At 67.2% G+C, this 11,733-nt stretch carries 9 protein-coding genes and 2 pseudogenes; 8 read left to right on the forward strand and 3 right to left on the reverse strand.

Annotation, left to right across the window (positions count from 1 at the left end):
- The 3 genes and pseudogenes from D7W81_RS34720 to D7W81_RS34730 form a co-directional block, all read left to right on the forward strand.
- Positions 1-572, forward strand: a pseudogene (locus D7W81_RS34720) (hypothetical protein); the annotation flags it as partial.
- Positions 562-2,082, forward strand: a complete 1,521-nt coding sequence (locus tag D7W81_RS34725) for a DUF2380 domain-containing protein (RefSeq protein WP_120559677.1) — start codon at positions 562-564, stop codon at positions 2,080-2,082. The pseudogene D7W81_RS34720 and the gene D7W81_RS34725, both read left to right, overlap by 11 nt.
- Positions 2,079-2,549, forward strand: a complete 471-nt coding sequence (locus D7W81_RS34730; protein WP_120559678.1) for an NUDIX hydrolase — start codon at positions 2,079-2,081, stop codon at positions 2,547-2,549. Before D7W81_RS34725 ends, D7W81_RS34730 begins: the two co-directional genes overlap by 4 nt.
- A 152-nt stretch (positions 2,550-2,701) precedes the next feature.
- Here D7W81_RS34730 and D7W81_RS34735 read toward each other — a convergent pair whose 3' ends face one another.
- Positions 2,702-4,306 carry a hypothetical protein gene (locus D7W81_RS34735; protein ID WP_147445727.1) on the reverse strand — a complete coding sequence of 535 codons (1,605 nt, stop codon included), beginning with the start codon at positions 4,304-4,306 and terminating at the stop codon, positions 2,702-2,704.
- A gap of 234 nt (positions 4,307-4,540) precedes the next feature.
- Here D7W81_RS34735 and D7W81_RS34740 point away from each other — a divergent pair, with 234 nt between their 5' ends.
- On the forward strand, positions 4,541-7,933 hold the full coding sequence (locus tag D7W81_RS34740) for an Ig-like domain-containing protein (protein ID WP_147445728.1): 3,393 nt from the start codon (positions 4,541-4,543) through the stop codon (positions 7,931-7,933).
- 94 nt (positions 7,934-8,027) lie between these two features.
- Here D7W81_RS34740 and D7W81_RS34745 read toward each other — a convergent pair whose 3' ends face one another.
- A complete protein-coding gene (locus D7W81_RS34745) occupies positions 8,028-8,405 on the reverse strand; it encodes a hypothetical protein (protein ID WP_120559681.1) in 378 nt (125 codons plus the stop codon).
- A gap of 356 nt (positions 8,406-8,761) precedes the next feature.
- On the opposite strand from D7W81_RS34745, the gene D7W81_RS34750 reads away from it, so the two are divergent.
- Both D7W81_RS34750 and D7W81_RS34755 read left to right on the forward strand, forming a co-directional pair.
- Positions 8,762-9,244, forward strand: coding sequence for a SpoIIAA family protein (locus tag D7W81_RS34750; protein WP_120559682.1), 483 nt, complete (start codon positions 8,762-8,764; stop codon positions 9,242-9,244).
- 230 nt (positions 9,245-9,474) lie between these two features.
- The gene (locus tag D7W81_RS34755) at positions 9,475-10,374 is read left to right on the forward strand and encodes a hypothetical protein (protein ID WP_120559683.1); all 900 of its coding nucleotides are present in this window, start codon (positions 9,475-9,477) and stop codon (positions 10,372-10,374) included.
- A 67-nt stretch (positions 10,375-10,441) separates the two neighbouring features.
- Here the strand turns inward: D7W81_RS34755 and D7W81_RS34760 are convergent, their stop codons facing one another.
- Entirely contained in the window at positions 10,442-10,723 is a 282-nt protein-coding gene (locus D7W81_RS34760) for a hypothetical protein (protein WP_120559684.1), read from the reverse strand.
- Between the two features lie 451 nt (positions 10,724-11,174).
- Between D7W81_RS34760 and D7W81_RS34765 the strand changes: the two genes are divergently transcribed.
- Together D7W81_RS34765 and D7W81_RS43835 are read left to right on the forward strand one after the other, a co-directional pair.
- A complete protein-coding gene (locus D7W81_RS34765; RefSeq protein WP_120559685.1) occupies positions 11,175-11,438 on the forward strand; it encodes a hypothetical protein in 264 nt (87 codons plus the stop codon).
- A gap of 59 nt (positions 11,439-11,497) precedes the next feature.
- Positions 11,498-11,620 (forward strand): annotated as a pseudogene (locus D7W81_RS43835) (NUDIX hydrolase); the annotation flags it as partial.
- Between the last annotated feature and the right edge of the window lie 113 nt (positions 11,621-11,733).

The following is an 11,733-nucleotide window of genomic DNA, read 5'->3' on the forward strand; positions in this document are numbered from 1 at the left end:
GACGGCCAGGTGAAAGCGGCGCGTGGGGCGCGGTGGTGGGCGCGGGCGCGGATGCCTTGACGCCCACGTTGGATTTGCGGCTGCGGTTGGAAGTGCGCAGGCAGCAGGGCGGCTTTCGACAGGGATACTTCGGCCCGGACTACGAACTGGCCCGCTTCAAGGCTGCGGGGCCAGAGGGATTTCCGCTCGCGGAGTCACCCTTCCCGGATGGGTACTCGGCATATGGCGAGGCGGAGGTGGGCTGGGACGCGGTCCGCTATGGCGGCCTCTCCAGACACCTGAAGCTGTCGCTGGGCGCGGAAGCCTTCTCGTGGGGCCGCTTCGACGTGGACGGACGCGTGGCGGTGCAGCTCTTCGCGCGCAGCCTCGAAGTGGCGTTGAAGGGACTCGGAGTGGGCATGGGTCGGCCCGGGGCGCGCTACCTGGGCTCCGCCGAAGTCCGCTGGAGATTGCTGGGCGGGACGCTCTACGCGATGGGGACGGGCGGCACGCTGCTCTTCCCTACGCCGGAAGAGACGCTGCGGCCGGGGGCGTTCGCCTCGGTGGGCCTGGGGGTGGACAATGCGCGCTGACGCCCTCTTACTGGCCCTGATGCTGATGACCACGGGATGCGCCTCCGTGTCGCAAGCGCCTGGGCGCGGCCGAAGCTTGGGCTACGCACCGCGAGAAGCCTCCTCGCCCGCCTGGGTCGCCCCCTCCAGCGATGAGCCCACGCCCGCCCGGGACGTCCTCCCGCGCGCTCTTGCTGGACCCGAGCAACGGCTTCTGCGCCGCCAGCAGCCGCGTGAGGAAGTGACCGCCGTGGGAGACGGCGCGGTCGGGGGCGGGGCCCGGAGCGCGGCATTGACACGGCAGGCAGTCCTCGACGCAACGGACGAAGTGAAAGGCTCCCTGCGCAGCGTCGAAGCCGCGTTCACCAAGCTGGCGGCCCGTCCTGCAGACCCATGGGGCTGGAGCCTCACCGGCGTCTTCACGCGCTACCTCGACCAGGGCTCCAAGCAGGTGACGTGGCTTCAGGGCGCGATTGGGAGCGCCACCGCGTTGACGGAGGGGGCCTCGGAAGCCGGCGACACGGACATGGAGCTGGGCCTGCTGCGCATGACAGGGCCAAAGCTCCAGGCGGCCCAGTTCGGGACCCTCCTGATGGCAGCCTGGGTGGACTTCCTGCACCTCGCGGACGCAGTGCTTCGCAACTGCCCCATGTGCAGCACCGAGAAGCTCTTCGTGGATCTTCATCGCGTGCAGGGGCTGATGGAGCCCACGATCACGGACCTCGCCTCACTGGATCCGGAGAGGGTGGAGGCGGCGACCACCGCGATGCCCGAGCTGATGGGAAAGCTGACGCGTGAATTCGACACGCTCCAGCGCGAGACCCGTGAGACCATGAAGTTGGGTGGGCAGATCATCGCGGCGATGCAGGCGGTAGAGATGGTCGCGATGATTTCCACCATGAAGCTGGCCCTGCCGCGCGTGCCACCCTCGGCCCCTGCGACGCTGGGCGTGGGCCTCGTGATGAGTTCGGGTGGAGTCATGGTGGGCTCGCGGCTCGTGGTTTCCGCGGAGTGGGTGGAGATGATGCGAAGGCTCGTGCAGGCGGGCGTCATCTCCGTGCCTGCCGTCGGCGCGGCCGTCCTCATCCAGGGCGGACAAATCACGATGGCCCAGGCGCATCAGGACCTGCCCAAGGGCGTACGCGAAGCATTGGGGGACAGCCCCGAGGTGCGCGGCATGCAGGTGACGGGCAGAGCGGGGGCGGGCATGTCGGACGCTCCGAAACACCATGTGCTGCCGCAGGAGCACCGCGAGTGGTTCGAGCGGCGCGGCTTCAAGGGCGACATGGACATCGACCAGTTCTGCGTCCGGCTGGAACAAGCCCATCATGAGGCCATTCACGGCGGGGGAGACTGGAAGCTGGGACGTACATGGCCCGGTGAGTGGAATCGGCGGATCATGGAGGCACTGCGCGATGCCGAGGCCGAGGCTGGACGCATGTTGACGCGAAATGCAGTCCTGGACATCGTTGCGGATCGAATGAAGGACTACCGGATCCCGATGAACTTCACGCCCTGGAGAAGACGATGAGCGGTGGAGGCGCCTGGCAGGGCAACATCAAAGCACGCCTGTACGAACGGGTCCGTGCGCGCGGGTTCGACTCGCTCACAGCCTTTGCCGACGCGCGCCCTACTGTCCCGCTGTACGCGCTGGCCGACGAGCTTGGCGACGATGACGTAGCTGCGGTGCAGGTGTTGAGTGGGTTACTCGCAGAGGCGGAACAGAGCAAGCGGGTCACGCGCTTCGTTCGCGATGTTCTCGTGCGTCTCTTGTCTCAGAGTCTCCCCAACGGTTGGCCGGCCGTGCTGGATGACGAGAACCTATTCAAAGTAGCCAAGGCACTCGGCTCGTGGTCCGCATACACCCCAGAAACCCATAAGGAGCGGGCCAGATTGGCGAGGGCGGCACTTCGCGCGAACCCGCCCCCTGCTGGATGGCGCCCGCTCGGCCCCGACGACGACCTTCTTCGGACGATCCTCCCCGACGAGGAGGCCTGACCGGAACTGGTGGCTCCCGAGTCAGCGGGATTCGCCATGTGCCCCCAGTCAGTCCCCGCCACCCCGGTATGGACCGCGACGGCACGCAGAACCGCGTGTTCGTCCACCCGCGGCACGGAGCCAGGTCGCCGCAGGTGAATGATGCAAGGCGGCTACTGCCGGGGCTCCGCTGGCGGGACGCCCAGGCCGGTGGCTGCCGGGTTCGTGGCTGGCGCGACCGCTCCGTCGGCAGGCCCGGCAAGCTCCGGGGTTGCGCCGGAGATCCCAATGAGCCCTGACGCCAGTGTCTCGGTGGCGGGACGCGAAGGGGGATGAGGGGTCTTCTGCTCTCCGGATTCTGCAGCCTCGTCCACGAGTTGATACAGCAAATGGATGCGCTGAACCTGCGCATCCTGTGACAGTCGCAGCGCGACGTTCCGCAGGGCCAGCCCGGTCAATCCGTCGGCAGCCAACTCCTTGAGTCCCTCGACTGGCTCCGCACTGCCGCTGAGAACGTACCAGGTCAAGTCCCTGGCGCCGCGCAGTCCCTTCTTCTCCAGGTGCTCCCACGCTTCAGGCAACGCCTGAGCAAGGAGCGCCGAGTCGATCCATCCGAGAATCTGATGCTTGTCGAAGTTGGTACTGCGCTGGAGTCTCAGCGGATCCGCCATCGCCATGCCCACGACGTCATGGATTCCCTCCTCGTGGAGACGCTCTTCAATCTGTGGGGTGATGCCTCGGATCATGGCGAGTGGAACGGACCGCTCGGGCGGAACGTACTTCGTCGCGTCCGACCCGAGCCGGTGCGCATATCGCGCAATGGCCTGCGCCGCATATCGGGGAGACATTCCCACGGCAACGTAGAGGGCATGCATGCTCCACCCCGTGGACCTGCTGTCGCTGCCCAGCCCCGAGAACCAGATCTTTGACAGCGCAGCAGCCATCAAGGGCCCCAGGGCCAGGGTGACCGCGCACCAGAGCGCCGCTCCGCTTGTGATGTCATGACGGAAGCCCCGCTGGCCCAGATACAGGAGCACGTACACATACGCCCCCAATGCGCCCAGACGAGCAGCCACCAGCGTCGTATCGGCGATCACTGCCGTGCCGGTGTCCGCCTGGACGAGGACCGTGTTCAGGGCTCCCTTCGAAACGGGATTGAGGACATGAACGGTGACGGCACCAATGGCGATGATCGCCAGGGCCGGCAGCCCATAGCGCAGCGCGATGTTGCTCGTATTGAAGTACCGGTCATTCGCCTCGACCATGTCCTTGAGGTTGGCCTTGTCGCGCGGGTTGAATTTGTTTTCGGCCAGCACGCCCTGCGAGATGACACGGGGCTTGATGAGGCCCAGGTAGAGCCCGTGATGGATGACCAGCAGGGCGGGCAGCGCCGCCAGCGTCCACCCCCAGAAGGCGTACTGTGGAAGCAGGTTGCTCGCCAGGGCGGAGAAGACCATCCCCACCAACACCAGGCCCCACAAGGTCCGTCCTCCCTGGAGTTGCTGACGCAAGAGGAGCATGCCAAGCAGCACCAGGCTCACGAAAACCAGCAGCACTCCCGTCGAGTTCGAATTCTGATTCCCTCGGATACGACCGCAGAGATCCTTCGTTGCTTCAAAGACATCGCCCAGGTAGTAGAGCGTGATCACTCCTACCGCGATGATGATCAGCAGTACCCCAACCCCGTTTTGGATGACTTGCCAGGTCGCCCCTCTTCCGCGCGCGACTGGGTTCGAGTTCGGGCCGCTTTCGCCAGCGCGCTGTTCCTGCTTGCTCATGGGCTCCCCCCTGCTGCGGTACGGAGCCAGTGTATGCGAATGAATTCGGGTGGAGAAGTCGCTCTGCGTCGCGACGGTCACGCAGCCCCTTGAGGCATCTACGCTTGCCCAGGCCGCCAACTGCGGGTGGAGGGGACAGACGCGGCGCGGCAGGGAACTTTTTTCCCCTCCCCACGACAATGCGGGGCCTGCCCGCACGACAAGGTGCGGCCAGGAATAGAGGGGGAAGGTCAAATGCGAAGGATCCGTTGGATGTGGATGGGGCTCGTGTGCCTGGCGATGGGGTGCGAGCCTACTCAGGGCGAATCACAGGAGCCGCTGGACTCAACGCCCCAGGCTCGCGCGGAGCGGCTTGCCGTGGAGCGCGGCTTCGACCTGCGCGAGGCGACGCTGGTGGAGAAGCCCGGCGGGACGGGGCTGCACCATCAACTGCAGCTGCGGGGCGTGCCCGTCTGGGGCCTGGAGGCGAAGACGGCGCAGGGCCAGACGCACTTCACCAACGCCCGGCTGGAGCCCGGCGTGCGCGCCGAGACGAAGCCCCGCCTGACGCAGGAGCAGGCGGTACAGGCCGCCCTGGAGCGCCTGGGGAACGCGTCCGCGCGGCTTACCGGCGGCCAGCTGGTGCTGCTGCCCCAGGAGGAGCGCCGACGCAGGGCGGATGCCCCGCCCGCGGCCCTCACGCTTCCCAACGCCGCGCACTACGAGCGGGTGGTGACGGGCTTCACGCTCGTCTACCGGCTGGAGCTGTCCGCGCGTGACCCGGACTTCCCGGTCGAGATGCCATGGATTGCTGACGTGGACGCCCTGTCGGGGCAGGTGCTGAAGCTGACCCCGCTCCGGTTCGATGCGGGCGATTTCCGCACCGTCACCGGGTACGGCCTCACCGCCGGGACCCATTCGTTCCTCACCTCCTACGAACCGCTCGACGAGGTGTACGAGCTCCGGGACACGCATGGGAACATCTTCAAGAGCTCCTCGGCCGACTTCGACGTCTACTTCAGTGACACCCCGAGCTTCGGCGACGGGATGCGGTTCAACCCCAGCAATGAAAAAGACAGCGTGAACGGGGAGACCGCGGCGGTGGACGCGTTCTACGCCGTGAACATGACGTGGACCTTCTTCAACACCATCCTCAAGCGCGACGGCCCCAACGGGCGCGGCAGGCCCGTGTCCGTCCAGCTCCACCACCCGAGCGCCAACGCGTACTACTCCCCCAGTGCCACCAGGCCACAGCTCCTGGTGGGCTACACCTCGCTCATCACCTTCCCCCAGAAGCCGTACCGCGTCCCCCTGGCGGCGACCGACATCCTCGCCCACGAGCTCGGGCATGACTTCTTCTGGTCGGAGCTCACCGCGGACGGGATGGCCACGGACATCAGCTCTACCGAGCAGGCCGGCATCAGCGAGGCAACGGGGGACATCATCGGCTTCCTCACCGAGCTCACCCGGGATGCCATCAAGAGCGGACGCCCGCCTGGCAACATCGACCAGATGGTGCCCCAGACCTCCAACTACACCCTCGGCGAGCAAGTCGGGCAAGTCGCTCGCAACCTCATGCTTCCCGACTTCAACGAGTGGGAAGCCGACATCGGCAGGCAGGACGAGCACAAGTCCTCCGGCCCCATCTCGCTGATGTTCCTGCGGCTCGCGTACGGCTGTGAGCCCATGCCCTCCTCGGGGAGCTGGACGGAGAAGAACTGCCCGCGGATTCCCGAGGGCTTCGCCGGCATCGGCCCCGTGCGCGCGGCGCGAATCTGGGCGTGGACGCTGGCGGCCATGCCCCTGGGCGCGGACTTCCTCCAGACCCGGGAGCTGGCCCTCGAGGTGGCGCGCCAGGAGGACAGCGTGACCGGAGAGCAGCAGCGCAAGGCGGTGGCCTACGCCTTCGCGGCCATCGCCGTGGGCGGCCGGCCCGACGTGGACCCGCCGCAGACGACGCTGTCCTGCCAGCAGGTGGGCCTTGACCTCCAGTGCACCGGCAGCGTCACCGACACCGGACAGGTTCCCGGCGAGCCCCAGCGGCCCGCCCAGCTGTCCGTGCGGGGCACGTCGCTGAAGAACGCGATGCTGGCCTGGCAGTTCACCCAGACGTTTCCCGGCACGTCGCTGTCCACGGCCAGCTACCTCATCGAGCTGAAGGCCTGGGACGGCTGGAACAACGCGGCGACCCGGACCGTCACCGTCGCCTACGACAAGTCGGGGCCCCAGGCCACGCTGTCCCGCCTGGGCACGCCCAAGCAGCCGCTGCTCAGCGTCACGGCCACCGACCCCTCGGGCATCCTCAAGGTCGAGTTCCTCGAGGGCACCCAGCTCCTGGCCACGGTGCTCACCCCGCCCTACGACAAGACCTTCGACACCTCCACCTGGAGCGACGGCACCCACGCCATGGTCGCGAAGGTGTACGACCGCTTCAACAACGTCACCGTCCTCAACCATGCCCTGCTCGTGGACAACACCCGGCCGGTGGTGACGATGACCGTGGGCGGCGGCACCACCCCGCCCTTCCCCGTCAGCGCCACCGCGACGGATGCCTCACAGCTGGTCCGCGCGGACTTCAAGGTGGACGGGCTCGTCTTCGCCACCCGCACCAGCGGCGCTCCCTACTCGGCGACGTACTCGCCGGTGGACCCGCTGCCCCACAACCTCACCGTGGAGGTGACGGACTCCTTCGGCAACAAGGGCACCGCCACCGTGGCCGCGCCGCTCGACAAGGCGCCCCCTGCCGTGACCTTCAGCGCCCAGCAGGGCTACACCGGCATCATGACGCTCACCGTCGGTACGTCCGACACCTGCGGCGTCCAGTACCCGTATGCCCTGTACGTGGACGGCACCCTCGTGGGCCAGCCCACCACCCCCGGCTACGTCGTGGTCCTGGCCGCCGAGGCGGTGTCCGTCGGAGTGCACGCCTTCCAGGCCCTGGTCCGGGACAACTGCGGCAACCTGACCCAGTTCCAGACGGCCTTCAGCAAGGTCTACACGCCCCCCGCCATCTCCTCCATCGCCCGCGACGACACCCAGCCGAAGAAGCCGAAGTTCACCGTGCAGTGCACCGACTTCGAAGGCGTGCACCACGTGGAGATGCGGGAGAACGGCGTGGTCCGGCAGTCGGACAGCACGCCGCCCTACGAGTTCGTGGTCGACACCACCACGCGGCCGGACGGGAACTACTCGATGCTGTTCCAGTGCTTCGACGTCTACGGGGCCTGGAGCCCGACGGAATCCCGGACGGTGATTGCCGATAACACCGCCCCCGTCATCCAGGGCTTCAGCCTGTACGGCTCCGGCCGCTCGTACCAGATCGCCATCTCCACCATCAGCGACCCGCGGGGGCTGAAGAGCGTCATGCTGCAGGGAGGCTTCATCGCCTTTCCTCCCTTCTTCCTCGTCGGGCTGACGCAGGCCCCCTGGTTCTACAACTTCTCCTTCGCCACGACCCAGGACGTGGATTCGAACTACCCGGTCTGGGTCGAAGCCACGGACACATGGGGCAACAAGCGGACCGACTATTACGAATGCCACGTGGACACGGACACCACCCAGAACACGTACCGGTTTTGCACGCGCATCAGCTCCCAGTCCCAGAGCTCGCAGTTCCAGGCCTACACGCCCTTGAGCTGGGGCGGGTAACGCGCGGGCTGCGCCGGGGGGCGTGGTGCGCCTCACCGAGAAACCGAAGCCCGGGGACCGCCACTGAACGCGGCGGCCCCCGGTAGAGGGCCCCTTACCGCGCCGCCGGGCTGGGGCAGGTGCTGTAGCAGTCCTCGCGCTCCGGCGCGCACTGGGCCGGCGTCGGGGAGTTGCGCAGGCAGTGGGTGTAGGCGAGGTCGCACGCGTACTCGCACGGCGGCGGGCGCATGGACTGCACCGGGCTGGCCACCCGGGGTTGGCACCTGGCGTAGCAGACGTTGCTCTGCGCCTCGCAGGCGGCGCCCTGCTCGGGCGTCGTCGCCTGATAGCTACAGGTCCGATAGGCCGCGAGGCATTCCCGCTCACACGGCGTCAGCACCTGCGATTCCACGTCCCGCGACTCCATATCCACGCCGCCACAGCCCGCGAACAGACCGACCGACAGCAGTCCCGCGATGATTGCCAGACGCACGCCACGCTCCTTGAGTCAGGGATGAAGGCGCCCCGTGAGAGGCCGTGCGAGAGTGACAGGCATTACCAGGACCGTCACCGCGGAAAGGCATGAGAGTGAGAGGATTTGAACATCCTTCGCTGACGGAGATGTCGTCGAGGCTGGAAGCATTGCCAGATGAGGATGTTGCCCCCGACACGTAGATTGTGTCGCTGGCGGAAGCCCGGTCAACACCTGCACCGTCAATGACTGGGCCGCGCGCTTCCTGTACGCGTTGCGGTGTCGGTCGCTCTTCCAGCGCCTGAGCTCCCGCCTCCGGCCATACCGGGAGTGCAGCGGGTTGCGGCAGACCCTACCCCCGGGAGAGCATGGCCCCAATGACTGCTTCTTCCGAGCACGGAGGCCCGGCGGCGCTCGACGCACCGGATGTCGTTGGCGCCTTCAAGGGCCGCACGCTGGGCGTGGCCATGGTGGGCAAGGTGCTGGTCGTGGCGCACAACGCACTGCCGCCCGCGCAGGACGAGTGGGGCCACTACTGCGACCTCGTCGGCCAGAACATCACCACCCTGAGCGCACAGCTCGTGGTGGCGGAGGGGCATGGCCCGAACGCCGCCCAGCGCCAGCAGGCGCTCGACCGGGGCGCGAAGGTGAAGGGCGCCACCATTCCGCCCACGGCCGTGCTCACTCGCTCGCCGCTGGTGCGCGGCATCGTCACCCTCTTCAACTGGTTCACCCCCAAGGCCATGCGCGCCTTCCCTCCGGAGGACCTGGAGGCCGCGGCCCGGCACCTGAAGATGAGCGACGCCGAGTTCCAGCGCCTCGTGGACATCGCCCACGCGCTGCAGCCCCAGGAGGCGTGACACCTCGCGTCCGGCAGCGACGGCGGGGCGCGCTGCACGTCACCTTCAAGTCCGCGCCCTCCCGCGCCACGTCCAGCGTCTTCGCCTCGTCGAGCAGGTCGAAGCGCCCCGGCACCGACGGTTTGCTCCGGGGCGCCCACCCATGTCGATTCAATCGGCTCCATTCGCGCTGTCGGTCAGGACTTTCGCGGGCTCGTGAACGGTCAGTTGTCAGGAGGGACTTGCGTAGAATGACGAATCGTCATCGCGAGGAGCCCGTCATCCGTCCCTTCCGACTCGTGGAGACCCGCCTCGCCGTGCCCGGCGTCATCGGCATGCGCAATGCGTGGAGCCTTTCCTTCGGCAAGATGCCGCACGTGCTGATCGGCCCCGACGCGGGCTTCCCTGAGTTCCAGCCGCTGGATGACTGGAAGAACGAGGTCGCCCTGGTCGACGCGCGCGCACTTCCGCGCGAAGTGCGCGAGGAGGCGGGCCTCAAGGACCCGGCAGAGGAGCGTGCCATGTTCGCTGATAGCGAATTGGCTGACCTCATCGATGAGGGCCATCTCGAGAACCTGCGCATCCTGGAGCGCGCGCGGCTGACGCCCCTGGACGAGAGGGCCCGCGGCGTCCTCACGGCCCACGGGCATGCGTATTGGTTGGCGGGCTACAGCCGGCATTCGTCCACGCTGTGGGTCCATCTCATCGGAGGAGCCGCGCCGCGCCAGGCCTGGGCGGGCTACTGGAGCACGCCCCCTCCCCAGCCGCCCGCTGAAGGACCGCCAGCATGGCTGTCGCCGGAGGTGTACTTGGAGCTCCGGCTCGCGCGCTGGGCGGACCGGGTGCTGCGCGCGCTGAGCGACGGCATGGTGACGGAGACGGGGCTGCTCTTCGCCCGGGTGCGCGAGGCCACCTTCCACCTGGCAGAGGACGACCTCGCGCAGGCTGGCATGGAAGCGGCGGCGCTCATGGCCGCGGGCGCGGACGAAGTGGTGCTCCCCCTCCACGGCCCGGCGCGGCGGGTACGGCTGCCACCCTTCATCCGGAATGTCCATGAACGCAGTCCGTTCGAGCGGGCGGAGCCCTCCCACATGAGAGAGATCCACGTACCCGCCGAGGATGCCTGGATGCTCACGAAGGACCTGCGCTGATTCCCTCACTGGCACGGTCCGGGGTGCGGGCCGCTCGCGTCGAACGGACGCGTTTCAAGAGGAGTCCTTAGAGTTCCAAACCCGCGAGGAGCTTGTCGTTGTCCTGACTCATCGCGTCACAGTCGATTGCCTTGAGCAGGCTCACGCGCTTGCTCCTCTTGATGGAGCCGGGCAGTGACTCCTTCTTGAAGTAGTCCCCATCCTTCTTGGAGATGGGCTCCTGGGAACCGATGTGCTCGACGCGGATGGATTCAGTGCCCTTGCGACTGCCGGACCCATACCACTGATCAGTCACATCCAGGCGCACGAAGCACTGCCGCTCATCGAGGACCTTGCCATTGACGCTCAATTCGATGGTGCGGCCCTCGGCCTACAGGGTTTCCCTGCCTGCGGCTTGCCCAGCGACAGCGACTGTGTGCAAGCATATGTTTTGCCGTGAAGCCTTCTCCTTCCCAGAGTCGATGCCAATGAACCAGAAAGTAACGCCGTCTCTTCTTTGCGCCGTGGCAGTGTTTGCGATGTCGGTCGTCGGCTGCGGTGGCGAAGAACCACAAGACTTGCATGCACGGTCTGGCGCGCTGAGCGAGGCCGCCCTGCAATCCCCAGAGGCCAGCGCGGGGACCGCCGCGAGCGGCTCGGGTGACGGACTCGTCTCCAGCACAGAGTGCGAGGCGGGCCTCACCTGGTGTGGTGACGGATGCGTGGACCTCAAGACGAGCCGCTATCACTGTGGAACTTGCGGTGGTGATTGCAGCTACGGGGGGGCGCATACGGTCTGTGAGGATGGATATTGCAGTTACGTGAATATCGCGGCTCCTCGCTCCGAGCGGTCTTCCGCCCAGGAGCCCCCCTCCAGTGCGAGCGGCACCACCACGCTGGATCAGACCACCTGGAATTTCGTCAACACCATCTACTGCTACCAGTCCACCGGTCACAATTGCTACGTGGGTGCGTGGAGCCCCCGGTGCCCGTCCGATCCTGAAGCGAAGGAGTGCTGGAACCCGAACACCATCTGCTATCGCGTGGCGGACGACTACGAGGTGGAGGTGTTCGAGTGCCGGTGAGGCGATAGCACCGGGTGGGCAGTCTTACGGGAACCGCGGGGGCATCCCCGGCTGCTCTCCACAGGGCGCGGGTTGACCGGGCAGGGAATGCGCTTCTCGCCAACCCTCCCCCCGCTGGCTGGCGTCCGCTCGGTCCCAACGGCGAGCTTCTCCGGACACTCCTGCCGGACGATGAATCCTGATCACCCCCCCAGCTGGTGAGTCAGAGCCAGGGCCTCCAGGTGCCCCTCCAGCGTGGTTCGAGAGGGCGCCACATGACAACGCGGGCGCCACCCTCCAGACGACGGCCCCACCC

Source organism: Corallococcus aberystwythensis, assembly GCF_003612165.1.
GTDB classification, from domain to species: Bacteria; Myxococcota; Myxococcia; order Myxococcales; family Myxococcaceae; genus Corallococcus; species Corallococcus aberystwythensis.

What these genes read in the sequence shown, in the direction of transcription:
- D7W81_RS34725 (WP_120559677.1), top strand. Translation starts at nt 562, where the DNA reads ATGCGCGCTGACGCCCTCTTACTGGCCCTGATGCTGATGACCACGGGA.
- D7W81_RS34740 (WP_147445728.1), top strand. Translation starts at nt 4,541, where the DNA reads ATGCGAAGGATCCGTTGGATGTGGATGGGGCTCGTGTGCCTGGCGATG.
- D7W81_RS34730 (WP_120559678.1), top strand. Translation starts at nt 2,079, where the DNA reads ATGAGCGGTGGAGGCGCCTGGCAGGGCAACATCAAAGCACGCCTGTAC.
- D7W81_RS34735 (WP_147445727.1), bottom strand. Translation starts at nt 4,306, where the DNA reads ATGAGCAAGCAGGAACAGCGCGCTGGCGAAAGCGGCCCGAACTCGAAC.
- D7W81_RS34750 (WP_120559682.1), top strand. Translation starts at nt 8,762, where the DNA reads ATGACTGCTTCTTCCGAGCACGGAGGCCCGGCGGCGCTCGACGCACCG.
- D7W81_RS34755 (WP_120559683.1), top strand. Translation starts at nt 9,475, where the DNA reads ATGACGAATCGTCATCGCGAGGAGCCCGTCATCCGTCCCTTCCGACTC.